Here is a 16,223-nt window from a genome sequence, read left to right on the forward strand (position 1 = left end):
TTAACTTATTATTTTTTGGCAACCAGAGAACTCATCTCATACTATTTTGTTATTATATAGTGGAATCTTCATTCTTTTTACAATGAAATACTTCTGCATTGCGTTAATAGTATAGAATCAAAAATTTTAATCATGGACAACAGTAAAAAACTTTATATCATCCGACACGCCAAAGCCGAAACTATTCCCGGGATAAATGACTTTGATCGTGCATTGACATCCGAAGGCATACAACATGCAAAACAGGTCGCAGAGAAGCTAGCAGCTAAACTGACACTCAATGAAAATAGTGTCGTTATCAGTTCTCCTGCCAATAGAGCCTTACAGACCGCTCGTGTTTTTTTGGATGTAATGGGATCTCCTTCTTTTGATATTCAAATTGAAGAGTCTATTTATGAATGCACCTACAAACACTTACTTTCGGTCATCAATACCATCCCAGATCATATTGATCATGTCTTACTCTTTGGCCACAATCCAACATTGACCGACCTGGTTGAATTTCTAACCAGAAAGTCAGCCTACCTCCGTACTTCATCATTTGCGGAGATTAAACTCGATACTGGTTTTACCTTTCAAATGCTCAGTGGCAATTGCGCAGATCTTGTACAGATTATTGATTAAAATTCTATTCAAAGAACAAATTTGTCTACTGACAATTGATCGTCTTATCACTTCGCGGCAGTTGATTTCATAGCCTTATCAATCACTAAAGGCACTGTGATCAAATCCAGATCATGTGAATAAACCACAAACTTCTCCACCCAACAGGGATCGAATTTTTCCTTAAATTCCTTCAGGCCTTTGGGTTGACGGAAGTATGTATTATTCTCATAGAGGAAGTTGATAAGACGTTCTACAAGCCCTTTCTTCTTGTCGAATCCCGAGAAAGGAGCCAATCCCATATTCAAATAGGAATAGCCTTCTTCTTTACAATACTCCAAAAAACGGATAATTAACACATCCATATTCCCTCCGGGGGCATCCTGCAATTTGCGTATCAGATCATAAGTCGCTTCATCTGGAGCATAGTTGGGAATGATATTCAGGAATGCCAAAATCCGACCTTCGTTGTCTTCCAATGTAATTACGTGGCTATTTTTAATCTTTCCCAGATCAAACATCCCCTGTGAGAAAACTCGCTCCGAACGTTTCATATCCCTCAGCCAATGGTCTGAAACAACCTGCAATTTCTGAAGCAAGCCATTTGACAAAGGAGCGCGATATAAATTGGATACAAATCCCTTCTTTTCAATACTATTTACCGCATTCCGCAATGACTTTCGTTTCTTGCCTTCCAATGAAAAGCTGTCTACATTTACAATAGCTTCCTCGCCGATTAAAAATGATTTCTTCCCTAGCTGTTTGAAAATTCCTAAGTATTTCCCATCAACACGATAATAAGCAGTTTTTAAGCTCGATCGACGACAGTACCACTCAAAGGAATTAATCAGTTCTTTTATCACAGACTCTCTATCCTCACAGACTGGTCCCTCCAGGACAATAGCAAAACCATAACATTTTTTGTAGGCTATAAACCCAGTTTCTTCATCATTCAGAAAAATTTCTTTGTCGCCATAGGTTTTAAAATAGTCTACGGGAGATTTACCATAACGTTCAAGCAACTTTTGAGCAAGTTCTATTTTTCCTTCCATCTCCACTACAGCTGCCTGACAGGGATTGACCAGCCAATAAAATAATGCGGAAAGACTAACCACACTGAAAAAGTTAATGGAATACAAAAAATATTGCCCGATAGCAGTCTGCGGTTCGGCTACATCTCCATTCAACAGCACGAAACTGTGTAATGTACTCCCTACGGCATTTACGATCGTAAAATCCATATTGAAATGCCTGGCGTTAAGGAAGTAAAATCCGATAATTCCATAGAGCAGCACAACGCCAATAGGCCATAAAACCAAGCCTAGATTCGGCATCGTCAGCTTACGATTGCTCTGTACAAAATAATGTCGCGATGAATAAAGCAACATCAGCAATACCAGAAAGGCAAACCAGGCTTCTTCAAAATCAAGTCCTTTGGATAGATTAGCAACAATGGAAAGTGAACACAATGCAACCGCAGCGTACCGGGCCGTACGTAGACCTTTCAGTAAAAATCCGGAACACATAACCAGCAAAATGCCAAAAAATAGCACTGCAGCATTGGAAAAGTTGAGCGCATCATAGGATATAAACTGTTTGAGCACAGCAATCCGGCTATGAATTGCGGGTGTCAACACCGAAATAATATTGATGATACCCATCGCGAAGATAAAAACCGAAGGAAGTATCCGTACGAAAATATTGTTTTTATTAACGAAGAAGCTCATTCCACCCAGTGCCAATGGTCCCCAAAACTCAAATAAACGGTATAACAATGAGATTGAAATAGCCTGCTCTTCGGTGTAGCCAAAGCTGCACAAAACTACGACCATGGAAACTTCAATTAGCCCTACACCCTTCATCAGTGGAGAAAAACAATAAACCAATGTTCCTACAGCATAGGTCACGGTACAAGCCAACAAGGAAGTGTCAAAACCAAGCGCAAGCATGGCAATATATATATGCAAGATACCCACAAATTCAATCGCTGTTGCCCAGAGTAAACTTTGAAACACAGCTTTAAAGTCTATCCCATTTCCCTTGAGTTCTTCCCAGATTGTCGCTACCGAAGGAAAATAGCGCACCGTTAAATGATATACTTGCCCCTGCTGATAAAATGAGCGGCAATACCATCCAAAGGCAATCAACAAGGCCGTAAAAGCGAGCATTATCCCAACCAATTGCAGGTCGAGCCCAGCGATTCCTATAAAAAGAAAAACTACGAGGCAAAGTATAAATAAAGAAACCAAGCTAATAACTGCATAAATTACTGAGGCGAGATTGGAACTCGAATCAGAGATCCCTTCTTGATTGACCTCCTTCTTAAAAAATGCTAAGGAAGTAAATCCACCTGCAGGCAAGAATACACTAATGAAGTTTCTTTTCAGAAACAAGCGAGTAGCTCCACCAAGTGAAAGTTTTTGTCGCAAAGATTTGAAACTATAGACGTAAACCAACCCCTGCATAGCGATATAGGCCAAAGAAATCACAATACCTACTGCGATCCAAAATAGGGAACTCGATTGGATAAGCTGTAAAGAAGAGGCAAGTTCCTGCCGTTGATTGGCAAAAAAGTATAAGGCTCCAAAGATCATTATTAGTCCCAGAAAGGATTTCCAGATCAACATTTTGTTCTTCATCATGCTACTGCGCTACTGTTGTTTCTTACTGCTATTTATGTAATGACACCATTTCTTGTAAATAGTCCCAATACATTTTTTTCTATTTAAAAATCGACACCAATTTTCGCCCGTACACCCCAGGGTGATACTCCCGGATTGTCCAGATAGGTAAAACGACGAACCAGATCTACACGCAGGATCTTGAAGATATTACTCAGCCCCACGCTACCTTCCACATAAGCCCCACGATTGAGCGAAAATAACTGCGGTTCGCTGGGATGCTTTGGAGTTGTATCAAAGTTTTTGGTATAGCGATTGGATGCATCCACTCTGCCATAAAGCACTTTTACTGAAGCGATTTCACGAAGGTCCAACTTCTTAAGGAGTGGAATCTTATTCAGAAAAAAACCGTTGAAAGAATGCTGTAACAACAGCGATGTATATTTATCACTCATAAATTCCATCGAATTCATCAAATTATACGAATTCAACTGATAGGAATAGGTCTGGTTTGCACGATGGATAATCATGAGCGGATAGGGAACCTTGCCAAACTGCACCCCAGACTCGAACACAGCATCTGTAAAACCAAATTGTGATGCATAGAATCGCTTATTCGCGTTAAAGATGAAACGCTGATAATTATAATCTCCGCCCAAAACGCCCTTCACCCCGATCTGTGCTGCCAATGTAAAAACAGGTTTTCCTGTATTAATAATACGTCTATAGCGTTTTCCCTGATAGAGTTTTTCCGCAGGAGCCCAACGCAGCTCCCCCGTAAAAGCTGAGGTCCACAACTCGTTGTCACGACTTGTTCTGAACGCCCTATGGTCAAATTCGAGAATCCCTGCAGGACTTAAAATCTGATTGAAGAAACCCAGTTTAAACGAAAGATGGTTTTCAAATTCCTGAGAGTATTCCACGTGTCTCCGTTGCAGATAAAACATCTTATCATTTTCGCCCCGTCTAAAAGAAAGCAGAAAATTATCATTGTCAATAAAAGTAAGATCCTGTCCCGGTACCTGAACTTCTTTATTCACTTTTACACTGAGCAGTTTGACCGGAAACTTATATACGGATTGCTTATTAAAAGAATAGGTTGCTCCCAGATTATATTTCCATTGCCTATCTCTGGTACCGTATGCTGCATACCCTTCCAATAGCAAGGTTTTACTAAATGCATCAGTTGTATTGCCCCCAAACTTAAACCGGCTACCCTCTATTGGATTAAAACTGTAAAATGAAGGAACAGATCCAATCTCAATCACACCACGACCATAGTAGCCTGATATGATAAAACATCCTAAAGCCATCAGGTTTTTAAAAGACCTTGATTGTTTTAAACTGTCAATATTCGTAAAAGCCTGCTGTTCCAGTTTACTTAGCTTTTCAGGTCTTGTCTGTTCCCAATTGATCGCATTGGGGTTCTCCGCCCCCCGACCGGTTACACCCTTTACATTCAATGCTAGTTGTAGAGAATCCAGCACAGAGCGAGTGGTTACTTTCTCACCAAACAATCCCATACCATCCTTGAAAATCCCCAGATCTATCCGAAGCACACCTCTACTGAGAAAAAAACGGTGCGCTTTATCTTCAGAATAATTTAACTCAATATTCAGGCCCCGCACCCAATTGATGTTCGTTGCTTCATTGATCGACAGTTCAGCCTGGTCCAAGGCATAGGTACCGTCCAATCGAATATAGATATATCCCGAAAACAATGCATCTTCCTTATTCCGTGGCTCCACCCTAATTTTAACGTGCCATGGCTTTTTCTCTTTTAAAGTATCTACTAGATAATATTTATAAAAGGACGGCCCCAGTGTGGCGATGGGGCTTAAAAAGCGTCTATTTCCTATCGACACATCCGTATCATAGATATTTGTTTCGCCGTAGATCTTATCCAGATATTCATCAATACCATCTTCATCCAGATATTGGTCTACACGTGATTGGTTCTCCCCCAATAATGCAAACGTATTTCCCTTGGCCTTATCCAATTGGCGCTGTCCGATTTTTTCGTCCATAAATATTGGCACCAATGATCTACCGGGATATTTCAAAGTATCCATACCCTGTTTTAAAAATCCAAAACGTTTCAATAAACGGGATTTATCTACTTTTTGATTCTGAATAGCGAGCGACATGGAAAGCTTCTCGTATTCTCGGTAGTTGCCAACAGCTGCATTCAAGGCATTATTTTCATCGCGCCTTTCGATCACTTTACGGATCAAATCCACCGTTGGATTATGTTTATTTGAATATTTTTTTCTCTTGGGGGCAAGTACAACTACCTCATCCAAGCTTTGTTGTTCATCTTCCAATCGGATGATAAGTACTTTTTTTCCTTGTGCAACGCTCATCGGGAATAGCTGCTTTTTGTAACCGACAGCACTGAATATCAACGTCCAGTTATCAGGCATAGAAGGCAATGAAAACTGCCCCTCTTTGTTTGTACCAACAGATTTTGTGGTATTGGAAAGCTTTACTGTTACACCTTGGATTGGTTTTTCGGTTGTAGCGTCCAGGACAATACCTGTCAGTGAAGCTCCTTGTCCAAATATTCGAGAAGTAAAGAACAATAAAATCAATAAAAAACGATATCGCATAAAAAAACCTTGCATCTAAATTCAGTAAGATGACAAGGTTTATCTAAAAAAGTCCTAATAAGAATCTTATCTTAATCGAATCGTATTGTATATTGTTTTAAAATCGCGATTGTAGTTATGTGGTCCGGCCAATACATCGACTTTTAGTCCCGCGTTTCGATACATTTTCACAAGATCTTCCTCTCCCTCACGGCAAAATACATAAGTAGCCGGAAATTGCTTTAGTTTCATAATTTCAGCGAGCACATCATAGCCATTTGCTTTCTGCTTCCAGTTGAGCATGGTCGAAATTGTTACCTCAAAACTCGCATACTGATCCGGTGATAAAAAAGTCACATGTCTGATCGTTTTTTTTAAAGGATCTGAAAAATTACTGAGGACAAAAGGTAACACACCCGCTGAAAATGAATGACCGATAATGTAGATCTGATCGCAATTCCATTCCTTTTTGAAATGATCAATATACCGTTCAAAATCCCGCCCAGCTTCCTGTGGATCTTTCTTCTTCCAAAAATATTTTTTAGCATCAATCACCAGCCGGGGATATCCCTCCTGTGTAAAATAAGCAAGTAAACTCTTGCTAAAATCATTATAGCCACCATCTCCTGTGATAAATACCAGCATGGTTTTCTGTTTATTCGTGTTATCCTTAAGTGGTATTACGTAGTTTGGAAGATTGCCTGCCTGGATAAATCCACTCAAACATAAGCAGAAAAACAAAAGCATAAGTAGCCTGACCGCTCTAAATTGTTCAGTTTTCATTGTTGTAAAATGATAAATTGGGTATATATAAAATTATTTGCTGTTTCTAATATCTTTTATCGGGATCGTCTTATAAACTCCGTCCATAACATAGAAAAAGCCAAGCGTATTACCCGAAACATTTCCTTCCACATTTGCAGGAACCGCAGACAATAGGCCCTTCCATTCCGTCTCCTGAAAGAGGTTGTAAAGGAATCGTGCATAGCGTGGTGACACAGAAAGCTTAAACACCATCAGACTATCCTTTTTTGACATCTCGTAATTATAGGTACGTCCAAGCAATGTATTGAGTACATTAGGGGCTCCTAAGCGATAGCTATAACTAAACGGTAACCGGAAGGTAGAGATATCTTCATTTGAAAAATCCTTCTGGGGTATAATCAACCATTTATTGGAAGTTTTCATACCAAATAGATGTTTGCTGACTTTAACTTCCCAACTGTTATTTATGCCTCTCTTTTCAACTGGCAAAAACGCCTTTTCAATAGGGACAGTTGGCACCAATTGGTCCTGTGCTTCATACACCTTACCGTTCAATGTTATCCGTAACTGGAAGATATTTCCGACAGTATCCTTCAAGTTAAATAGCTCACCCATATAGAGCCCTTCTCCCAATTCTTTGAATTCGATTGTATTTGGTCCGTTAACGATCTGCACAGTAGCTCCAGTAACCCCGACAGCCATCCCATTTGAATGCAATCCATCCAATTTTTTCAATTGGATATACTGCTCTTTATACATCGTATTGATCCCACCTTCGACGATCATATCATAGGACTGTCCTGTATCGACCTCTGACTTCTTGCAAGAAAGTAGCAGGCAACAAGCGATAAAAATCAAAAACACTCTCATATTAAAACCTCATTGCGTAACTGATTGATGGTACCCGTCCAGAGAACGAGTTTTTTTTGATAGCTAAGTTTCCATTACTATCTTCCGAAAAACTATAATAAAGCGGATTCCGCTGATTAAAAACATTGTATAAGCCAAAATTCAATGTATGCCGTGTACCCCGTTGCCGCTGTTGACTAGTTTCCAGATCTACTGAGCAATTCAGATCCAATCGACTAAAAGTGGGCATACGCTGAGAATTACGGCTGGAATAAACTGGTACGTAGATCCCCTCGTATTCCATAAATCCAATTGGATAAGTTAAAGGTCTTCCTGTATGAATTGTATAGAAAGCACTAAAATGAACACTGCGTCCCAAGTCATAAGACAAATTACTCTTAAGCACGTGAGGGATATCAAAGTTAGCTACATATTCCTTCCCTTTGTTGATCCCATTTATCTTTCGAAAAGACCTAGACCAACTATAGAGTACGCTAGCCGACAAATCTCCAAAGCGCTGGTTGATGGACAATTCCAGTCCATAAGCCCGCCCATTTCCCTGTCGCAACTGCGTTTCGATAAAAGGATTAAGAATGAGTTGCGCATGGTCAATCAATTCAACCTGATTTCCCATTTTCTTCCAATAGCCCTCCAGCCCAATATTGCCTTTATACATTAATCTATTGACACGAAAAGAAAATACATCCGCATACTGCGGTTTTATATTTGGACCCGCGGGTACCCATGCCTCCAAAGAGGAAAATGCGAGCTCATCATTTTGCAAGAGTTGCAAGTATTGATAGCTCCGACTATAACCCAATCGTAATGCATAATCTGTGCCCAATTTATATTGTAGCGAGAGGCGAGGCTCCAAACCATAATACGATTTCTTTTTTTCAGCATCATTTGCCAATGGTTTTGATTGCCCAGTACCAAGAAGATAATAACGTCCAAAAGACGTATTAAAGAAAGCATTTACCCTGGTCCCAATGATAACCCGAAATGCAGAATCTACTTTCCAATTGAAAGAAATATAACCTGCATAATCATAGGCCTGTGCCCTAAAGATATTATCTTCGTTATTGCTATTTATAGGAGATATCTCCCCTGGTTTAAAACGATGCAGTGTCCCCTGAAGTCCAAAATCCAAGGTACGATCTAAACCCATAAAATAGGTGAAATCCGATTTCAGACTGAGATCACGTATTCGTGTCAACCAGATTTGATTATCCGGAGATTCCGGTTTACTGATATCCAATTTATTATGGTAATCGCTGAATATCGCGGAGAGGTTTAGAAACAATCGCGAACTATGCACATGGTTCCAACGTAAGGTTGAGGTCCAATTGCCCCAGCGATTTGTATTTTTATTCGATGAGGTAACTTTGTCCTGGCCATAATACCCAGATAAATAGATACGATTTCTATTGTCAAGTGTATAGTTCAATTTGATATTATAGTCGCTATAGTTACCTTTTACATTGAACAAGCGGTAATCCGTATTCAACACATTGGATAGACTGGTCCGTGCAGTAGCAATAAAGGCACCTTTACCTTTTTTAATAAAGGGTCCCTCTGCTCCCAGTCGTGTAACAAGCAAACTGGCTCCACCAAAAACATGGAAATTATTGGCATCACCATCCCTCGTGCTCATATCCATAATGGAGGAAAGACGTCCACCTAAATTTGCAGGAAGTGCATCTTTATACACTTGCGTATTTTTTAAGATATCTGAATTAAAAACAGAGGTTAAACCAAATAAATGCGAAGGATTATAGACCACCGCCTCATCAAGAAGAATCAAATTCTGATCCTTACCACTCCCGCGAACAAATAAATTACTTCCTCCTTCCGTCAATCCGTTGATACCATTTTGCATTTGTAAAACCTTCATAATATCGGCCTCACCTTTATAAAATGCATTTCTGCGCGCTCGAGGCCAGTTGATTTTATCAGTAAAATGGCCGGTATATTGGACCATCAACGAAGAATCTATATCCACCACAACTTCATTTAGGCTCAAACCCGCAGGTGCAAGCTTAATAAGTACGTAGCCATCCTCCAGTTGGGAGTTCAATCGAACTGCACGGGTCTTATACCCCAAATAGCTAACAAAACAACTGTAATCTCCTTGCGGAAGCGTAAGTGAATAAAATCCATATTTATTGCTCAAGCTGCTTTTATTCTTCTCAGGGATCATTAAGGTAGCACCGATCAAACTCTCGCCACTTAAACTATCAACAACGCGTCCTTTGATGGTAAAATCCTTATCTTCCTTATAGAAAATCAATGCCCGATTGATCATTGTAAAACCGATTTTCGAATCCATCAGCAAATAATGTAGTACTTCCTCCAGGCTGGACTTATTGAAATTTCTGCCATAGATGATATTTTTATTGAAAATCTGCTCATCGTACGACATTGACAGACCATAGTTTCGATGAATCTCTGTCAAAATCTGAATAATCTCTTTATTTTGGGTGTCAATGGAGACCTGGATATCAGCTAGATTGTTTTGACCCAGTGATTTCGAACTGGTCAAAATAAGCAGCCCGAAAAAAAGGAGAAAACGATACAGAAAAATACCCTTCATATCAATAATCCCCGGCCGCTATTCGTAGATACTATACCCTTTTTTACTCGCTTTCCATTTCACATTTAAAGTCTTGGAAAGAATCTGCACAATTTCATTAAGCGATTGCCCATCGAAATACATACTCAGCTTCCGTGCTTTCAGCTCCTCACCGACCACAATGATATTCGATTGAAAGCGCTTTTCAAGATCCAAACAGATATTATCTAAGCGTTCATTGGAATAGCTGAGTTTTTGCGCTACTTTATGATCATTGCCCAGAGGGCCAAGGTCAATTTTTGACAGAGATGCTGTCTCACGTTTAAAAAATCCCTTTTCATTCTTTTGCAGAATCAGTTCTTTTGCTGCAGGTCCTTTTCCGCCACTCAAGGCCACAACCCCCTCTTTCACCAGGACTTCTACATCTTCAGCGATCAAATTGATTTCAAAGGCAGTCCCTATATCGCGTACATAATTATTGGCCAGGTCGACTACAAAAGGAGATGTCCTCCCATGCTTCACATCAAAAGATGCTTTTCCTTTTTTTAGTTCTACAAAACGTTTCTGGTCGAACGTACGCTTATTGAATACAGCTTCAGCACCAGCATGTAGTATCATGACCGAACTATCGGGCAATATAATACGCTCCTCTGCGGCTGACCCATATAATCTGACCTCATAGCCCATCCAGCGGTCGAAGTTCAGGTAGCTAGCAAACCCAATCAATAACAACACTGCCGCTGCAACGAGTTTCATCCAGGGTTTCCAGATCGTTTTTATAGGAGTAAGTTTCTGTTCCTCTTTATCTATGGTCTTTTTATCCAACTGCTGTTTAAATCTTTCCCATTGATTATTGGCATCCACTTTTTTATACTGCTCCAACACTATAAGGTCACTGGATATCATGCTGACTTCATCGTATAGCTTACGATTCTCCAGATCCTCAGAAAGCCAACGTTCAAGCAACAGCCTTTCCTCTGCGGAAATAACCCCATCCAATTCTTTCTGGATCAGGTCATAAGGAATAAATCTTGAAGTATTGTTTTCTTCCATATCTATAAGATAATAAACTGAACAAAAAGTCCTAATGAAAAAAATAAAAAGCCAATTAAGAGCAACAGGTATGTTCTTTGTTTGGCCAATGCGACCCGAATTTTATCATAGGCAATGGTCAAATGATTTTTAACGGTTTTGATGGAAATCCCCAATTGATCGGCAATTTCCTGCTGCTTCATCTTATCATACTTACTCATCAGAACAATTTTTCGACACTGAGGAGGAAGACTCTCCAGTATACTTTCGATCATCAGTAGTTTAGATTCATATAGTGCCGCAAGATCAGCTTGATCTTCATCGTCTGTCAAATCCAGATCCTTGATATAATCATTATTTCGATCCAGCAGGCGCTGATTCTTTTTGAGGTGAGTAAGGGAGAGATTGATGACACTGCGTGATAGATAAGCTCCCAATGATTGATTAATAGCTAGCTTGCCCGCATTTTCCCATAACATCATAAACACATCGTTTGTCAGCTCTTCGGCGATCGCTTCATCTCTCACGTACCGAAAAGACAATGTATATAATTTACGGAAATAGGCTTTATAAATAGTTTCAAAAGCATCTCTATCTTTATGAACTATCTTTTTGAGCAGGTCAACGTCGTTTGACATAGGACTTCGGTAAAGCTAATAATAATCGCATGTAAAAGTAATGAAATTCCCTGGAGATTTCATCCAAACTATCTAATTTACAATGAATGAAGTCCAATCAATAGTTTAACGTAAAAAAACACAAAACGCCACATAATAAGTAAGTTTCAATTATATTTTTTTATTTTTACAGAAAATCAAGTTTATGCTAAAAAAATATTTCTTTGCAAGTTGCATTGCTTTTGTTTTATTTTCTTGTGCCAAAGACAATCATCCTGAAACACCAGAGGTAATTACACCAGAAGAAAAAGAAGAAGAATCTCTTACAACTAGATTAACCAAAAATATTGATGTATGGATTGACAACCGTGTGATTAATGTATTTGAGGAAGGTCAAATTCGTGTATACGATAAAGAAGAACATAAAGATCATTTCACATTTTTCTTATGGGATAAAGAGGTTGTTGATTCAATTGTTTGGCATATAGATGACGTTTTACATTACAGTTCTGGAGTGAATCCTTTTCTTTCTATGACAGGGGTTACTTTCAACAAACCGGGCGATTACAAATTCGATTTGTTGCTTTACAAAAACAATAAAGTGGTCAAACAAGCGGGACTAACCATCAGAGCCGTTCCAGGCAAAGATTTTTTTAATGTCAATTGGGAAAATCCACCCGCCAGTAACATTGTAGGACAGTCTTATTCCTACAAAAAAGGCTATCGCATAGACCAAACTTATGTGAAAGGACAATATCCATATAGTCATGTAAGACTCTATTATGGTGATCAATTTCCAAAGCAAACTCCGCAAAAAGAAAAAGAGTATTTAATGGAAGTGGCACAAGCGACTTTTGGCACTCCCACTCTTACTTCTGTAGTAAATAAACAAATGGAACTTGATGAGAAATATAATAAGCTTTTCAAAAATAAGTTGAATTACACTCCAGTAGCTCTTTGGGAAAACAACACTTCTTCGATTGCCTTAGTAGAGTCTCCAAAGGATGTTATTGAAAGTTACATAATTGTCGCAGAACCCAAATATTAAAAAATATGCTTAAGTCTCCTTCTTTCAGTGACGAGTCAAAGCTGCTTGATAATCCATTCTGAATTAAACAAAAGATACAAATTCACCCTCTAAAAAATATTTTAACTTTTAAAGGTGACTTCGCTGTAAGAATCAGTAACTCATATTCAATTTAACACTAATGAAATCAATTTTTCTAATGACCGTAATTGGTCTTCTATTTATTTCTTGTCAAAAAGATCAAGCGCAAATCGTTCCTGAGGATAAAACAAGACAGGACATGACCTTAAATGACAGTATATCTTTTACTATCGATGGTGTAAAATATGCAGCAAATGATCGTTTTTCTTTTGGGGCAAGAAATAGACAAATAAACATCAAACCCTTTGCAACAAAAATCCCTAATAGAAACCACGCTTATGAAACAGGAGGCAACTGGTGGTACGGAGAGAGAGACTCTCTATTAGTCGAGTATAATTTTGGGTTTTCAGGAAACACGGTTATCGACATTGGATTCTTAAATAAATACAGTGTTTTGGAACTTCGGGAAACCACGCGTGCCTGGGAACCCAAAAATGAATTTAAATTACAACTGGGACTTCAAAAATTCATGACCGATTATGGTCGTGAAAACAAAACATCTGGTGTATTTTTAAAAACCTCTATCCCAGAAAAATCTCTATCCACATTTATTCCGATGGGGTCGATAGCGAAACCTTCACCATTAGACAATCACATTCAAGATGACGCACAGTTTAATGTTTTAAAATTTGAGAAATTAGAAGGTGGGTTCTACCTCCTCGAGGCTGAATTTGAATTAAATACATATGATCAGAACAATAATAAATTCCGTCTAAAAAATGGCTATTTAAGATTGGTAAGTCGGTTTAGATTTAATGATTAATACAAGATATTAGAACCAAATTTACGGGAGGAAAAGTAAAACCCCTCCCTTTCTTCACTACCTTCATCTTATGGCGAATCAACTGCAGTTTGAAAACTCCCCTTATCTTAAGCAGCATGCACACAATCCAGTGGATTGGATGCCATGGGGAGCCGAAGCCTTAAAAAAGGCGAAAGACGAAAATAAACTTATCATTGTTAGCATAGGTTATTCGGCCTGCCATTGGTGTCATGTGATGGAACGAGAAAGTTTTGAAAATTCGGCTATTGCTCAGACCATGAACAAATTTTTCGTGTCCATCAAAATCGACCGAGAAGAACGCCCAGATATTGATCAAGTCTATATGCTCGCCGTCCAACTGATGACCAATGCCGGTGGGTGGCCTTTGAACTGTATATGTCTACCTGATGGCCGTCCGATTTATGGCGGCACCTATTTCAAACCGCACGATTGGCAGAATATCCTGTTACAAATTGCTCAAATGTGGGAAGAGAAACCTGAAGTCGCTTTGGATTATGCCAATAAGTTAACCAGTGGCATCCAACGAGCAGAGAAACTTCCCATCAACCCCATTCCCGAACAATACACAACCAAAGATCTCGAAGAAATCATCGGCCCTTGGAGCGAAACCTTCGATAAGAAAGAAGGCGGTTATACAAGAGCTCCTAAATTTCCACTTCCCAACAACTGGTCTTTCTTTTTAAAATACGCTGTACTCACTGGCGATCAAGCTACATTGGATCATGTACATTTTACGCTGAAAAAAATTGGTTCCGGTGGAATCTATGATCAGATTGGTGGTGGTTTTGCTCGCTATTCCGTTGACCACTACTGGCATATCCCTCATTTTGAAAAAATGCTGTATGACAACGGCCAGCTACTTTCGCTTTATGCCGAAGCTTATCAACAAAATAAGGATCCATTCTATAAAAGAATAATCGAAGAAACGGCTGTCTGGATTGAGCGTGAAATGCTTGCACCCAATCATGGTTTTTACAGTGCATTGGACGCCGATAGTGAAGGAATCGAAGGGAAATACTACTCTTTTTCAAAAGCTGAATTCGACGAAATTCTGGGTGAAGACGCGGCGTTGTTCATTCAATATTTTAATATCACCAAAAGTGGCAATTGGGAAGAAGAGCGTACAAATGTCCCCATTTGCGCCATTAATGCAGACCAGTTGGCGACAAAGGTCAATATGTCAGCTGACGAATGGGCAGATTTTTTAAAAATTACGAAGCAAAAACTTTTTGATTACCGGAAGCAACGTGTTCGACCGGGACTCGATCATAAACAATTGACGACCTGGAATGCCCTCTTATTGAAAGGACTAATAGACGCTTACCGCAGCCTTGGCACGAAGCATCTATTGGATCTCGCGCTAAATAATGCCGCGTTTATTTGTGCGGAACTCATTCGGGATGGCAATTATTTATTGCATCAACCTCAGGATGAAAATCGTGCAATAGCAGGTTTTTTGGATGACTATGCATTTACAGTAGAGGCCTTTATAGCCCTCTATGAAGCTACATTTGACCTAAAATGGTTGACCATTGCCCGACAATTGGCAGATAGAGCGATTGCATTATTTTATGATGTGAAGCAAAAAACATTTTACTATACTTCGGCTGAAGCGGAAGAACTGATCGCCCGAAAAAGTGAGATCATGGACAATGTGATCCCTTCCTCTTCCTCAACAATGGTGCGTCAGTTGAAACGCTTAGGTTTGCTTTTTGATAATGAAAATTATACCGCAATAGCTGATCAATTACTAGCCAATGTATTTCCGCAAATCAAGACTTATGGTTCCGCCTATTCAAATTGGGCAATATTATTGCTAGAAGAGATATATGGGATCAATGAGATCGCGTTGACGGGCGAGGATGCACTAGCTTTTCGCATGGAACTGGATCAACATTATATCCCCAACAAAATTGTGCTCGGCGGCATGGAAGAAAATCTTCCATTATTAGAGAACAGAATCGGAAAGGAAACAAAAGCATATCTTTGCAAAAATAAGACATGTAGTCTTCCGCAAGATTCCATAACAGCGTTAATAAATTATATTTAATAAACGGTAGCCTTAGGCTCCCAAAAATCAAAATCAGATGGCTATAAAAGCAAACGACGTCGTAGCATTGACGTACAGACTTCACACAGTAGAAAACGGTGAAAAAGTTTTCGTTGAAGAAACAACTGCAGAACAACCTCTAGACTTCTTATATGGTGTAGGTATGATGTTGCCTAAATTTGAAGAAAACATCGCTGACTTAAACGTGGGTGACAAAATTTCTTTCGAATTGGCACCAGAAGATGCTTACGGTGAAAAAGACGAAAGAGCATTCGCGCAATTGCCAGTAGATATGTTCAAAGAAACAGGTTTACCTCCAGTAGGTGAAGTATTGCCTTTGCAAGATAACCAAGGAAACCAATTCCGTGCTGTAGTTGCAGAAGTAACTCCAGAAATTGTTATTGCAGACTTAAATCACCCAATGGCTGGTAAAACGTTGAATTTCGATATCGAAATCTTAACTGTACGCCCCGCTACTGAGGAAGAATTGTCTCACGGACATTCTCATGGTGTAGATGGCACGCAAGGTCACTAATCTGGGATAAAAAAATAAACAAGAAAAGGGCGTCAATTG

Annotated in this window: 12 protein-coding genes; 5 read left to right on the forward strand and 7 right to left on the reverse strand. The window is 39.3% G+C overall.

Annotated elements, in window-relative coordinates; translation table 11 throughout:
- Positions 1 to 132: 132 nt before the first annotated feature.
- Positions 133 to 624, forward strand: coding sequence for a SixA phosphatase family protein (locus DFQ12_RS16105; RefSeq protein ID WP_120260098.1), 492 nt, complete (start codon positions 133 to 135; stop codon positions 622 to 624).
- Positions 625 to 671: 47 nt separating this feature from the next.
- On the opposite strand, the gene DFQ12_RS16110 is transcribed toward DFQ12_RS16105, so the two are convergent.
- The 7 genes from DFQ12_RS16110 to DFQ12_RS16140 form a co-directional block, all read right to left on the reverse strand.
- Positions 672 to 3,245 carry a phosphatidylglycerol lysyltransferase domain-containing protein gene (locus tag DFQ12_RS16110; protein WP_120260099.1) on the reverse strand — a complete coding sequence of 858 codons (2,574 nt, stop codon included), beginning with the start codon at positions 3,243 to 3,245 and terminating at the stop codon, positions 672 to 674.
- Positions 3,246 to 3,328: 83 nt separating this feature from the next.
- Positions 3,329 to 5,848, reverse strand: coding sequence for a DUF5686 and carboxypeptidase-like regulatory domain-containing protein (locus DFQ12_RS16115; RefSeq protein ID WP_120260100.1), 2,520 nt, complete (start codon positions 5,846 to 5,848; stop codon positions 3,329 to 3,331).
- 51 nt (positions 5,849 to 5,899) lie between these two features.
- Positions 5,900 to 6,595, reverse strand: a complete 696-nt coding sequence (locus DFQ12_RS16120; protein WP_120260101.1) for an AcvB/VirJ family lysyl-phosphatidylglycerol hydrolase — start codon at positions 6,593 to 6,595, stop codon at positions 5,900 to 5,902.
- Positions 6,596 to 6,628: 33 nt separating this feature from the next.
- Positions 6,629 to 7,447 (reverse strand): DUF4249 family protein, encoded by an 819-nt coding sequence (locus DFQ12_RS16125; RefSeq protein WP_120260102.1) that lies wholly within the window; start codon positions 7,445 to 7,447, stop codon positions 6,629 to 6,631.
- A 1-nt stretch (position 7,448) separates the two neighbouring features.
- Complete coding sequence (locus DFQ12_RS16130; RefSeq protein WP_120260103.1) at positions 7,449 to 10,019, reverse strand: TonB-dependent receptor; 2,571 nt, start codon at positions 10,017 to 10,019, stop codon at positions 7,449 to 7,451.
- Positions 10,020 to 10,037: 18 nt separating this feature from the next.
- Complete coding sequence (locus tag DFQ12_RS16135; protein WP_120260104.1) at positions 10,038 to 11,051, reverse strand: FecR family protein; 1,014 nt, start codon at positions 11,049 to 11,051, stop codon at positions 10,038 to 10,040.
- A gap of 2 nt (positions 11,052 to 11,053) precedes the next feature.
- Complete coding sequence (locus DFQ12_RS16140; RefSeq protein ID WP_120260105.1) at positions 11,054 to 11,668, reverse strand: RNA polymerase sigma-70 factor; 615 nt, start codon at positions 11,666 to 11,668, stop codon at positions 11,054 to 11,056.
- Between the two features lie 184 nt (positions 11,669 to 11,852).
- On the opposite strand from DFQ12_RS16140, the gene DFQ12_RS16145 reads away from it, so the two are divergent.
- From DFQ12_RS16145 to DFQ12_RS16160, 4 genes are all read left to right on the forward strand, one after another.
- Positions 11,853 to 12,695 carry a hypothetical protein gene (locus DFQ12_RS16145; RefSeq protein WP_120260106.1) on the forward strand — a complete coding sequence of 281 codons (843 nt, stop codon included), beginning with the start codon at positions 11,853 to 11,855 and terminating at the stop codon, positions 12,693 to 12,695.
- A gap of 160 nt (positions 12,696 to 12,855) precedes the next feature.
- Positions 12,856 to 13,578, forward strand: a complete 723-nt coding sequence (locus DFQ12_RS16150; protein ID WP_147420434.1) for a hypothetical protein — start codon at positions 12,856 to 12,858, stop codon at positions 13,576 to 13,578.
- A 70-nt stretch (positions 13,579 to 13,648) separates the two neighbouring features.
- Positions 13,649 to 15,649: a thioredoxin domain-containing protein gene (locus DFQ12_RS16155; protein WP_120260108.1), complete on the forward strand. Its 2,001-nt coding sequence runs from the start codon at positions 13,649 to 13,651 to the stop codon at positions 15,647 to 15,649.
- Between the two features lie 37 nt (positions 15,650 to 15,686).
- Positions 15,687 to 16,184: an FKBP-type peptidyl-prolyl cis-trans isomerase gene (locus tag DFQ12_RS16160; RefSeq protein ID WP_077438840.1), complete on the forward strand. Its 498-nt coding sequence runs from the start codon at positions 15,687 to 15,689 to the stop codon at positions 16,182 to 16,184.
- Positions 16,185 to 16,223: the final 39 nt, after the last annotated feature.

It is taken from the genome of Sphingobacterium detergens (assembly GCF_003610355.1).
Classification (GTDB): domain Bacteria; phylum Bacteroidota; class Bacteroidia; order Sphingobacteriales; family Sphingobacteriaceae; genus Sphingobacterium; species Sphingobacterium detergens.

What these genes read in the sequence shown, in the direction of transcription:
- DFQ12_RS16105 (WP_120260098.1), top strand. Translation starts at nt 133, where the DNA reads ATGGACAACAGTAAAAAACTTTATATCATCCGACACGCCAAAGCCGAA.
- DFQ12_RS16110 (WP_120260099.1), bottom strand. Translation starts at nt 3,245, where the DNA reads ATGATGAAGAACAAAATGTTGATCTGGAAATCCTTTCTGGGACTAATA.
- DFQ12_RS16115 (WP_120260100.1), bottom strand. Translation starts at nt 5,848, where the DNA reads ATGCAAGGTTTTTTTATGCGATATCGTTTTTTATTGATTTTATTGTTC.
- DFQ12_RS16120 (WP_120260101.1), bottom strand. Translation starts at nt 6,595, where the DNA reads ATGAAAACTGAACAATTTAGAGCGGTCAGGCTACTTATGCTTTTGTTT.
- DFQ12_RS16125 (WP_120260102.1), bottom strand. Translation starts at nt 7,447, where the DNA reads ATGAGAGTGTTTTTGATTTTTATCGCTTGTTGCCTGCTACTTTCTTGC.
- DFQ12_RS16130 (WP_120260103.1), bottom strand. Translation starts at nt 10,019, where the DNA reads ATGAAGGGTATTTTTCTGTATCGTTTTCTCCTTTTTTTCGGGCTGCTT.
- DFQ12_RS16135 (WP_120260104.1), bottom strand. Translation starts at nt 11,051, where the DNA reads ATGGAAGAAAACAATACTTCAAGATTTATTCCTTATGACCTGATCCAG.
- DFQ12_RS16140 (WP_120260105.1), bottom strand. Translation starts at nt 11,668, where the DNA reads ATGTCAAACGACGTTGACCTGCTCAAAAAGATAGTTCATAAAGATAGA.
- DFQ12_RS16145 (WP_120260106.1), top strand. Translation starts at nt 11,853, where the DNA reads ATGCTAAAAAAATATTTCTTTGCAAGTTGCATTGCTTTTGTTTTATTT.
- DFQ12_RS16150 (WP_147420434.1), top strand. Translation starts at nt 12,856, where the DNA reads ATGAAATCAATTTTTCTAATGACCGTAATTGGTCTTCTATTTATTTCT.
- DFQ12_RS16155 (WP_120260108.1), top strand. Translation starts at nt 13,649, where the DNA reads ATGGCGAATCAACTGCAGTTTGAAAACTCCCCTTATCTTAAGCAGCAT.
- DFQ12_RS16160 (WP_077438840.1), top strand. Translation starts at nt 15,687, where the DNA reads ATGGCTATAAAAGCAAACGACGTCGTAGCATTGACGTACAGACTTCAC.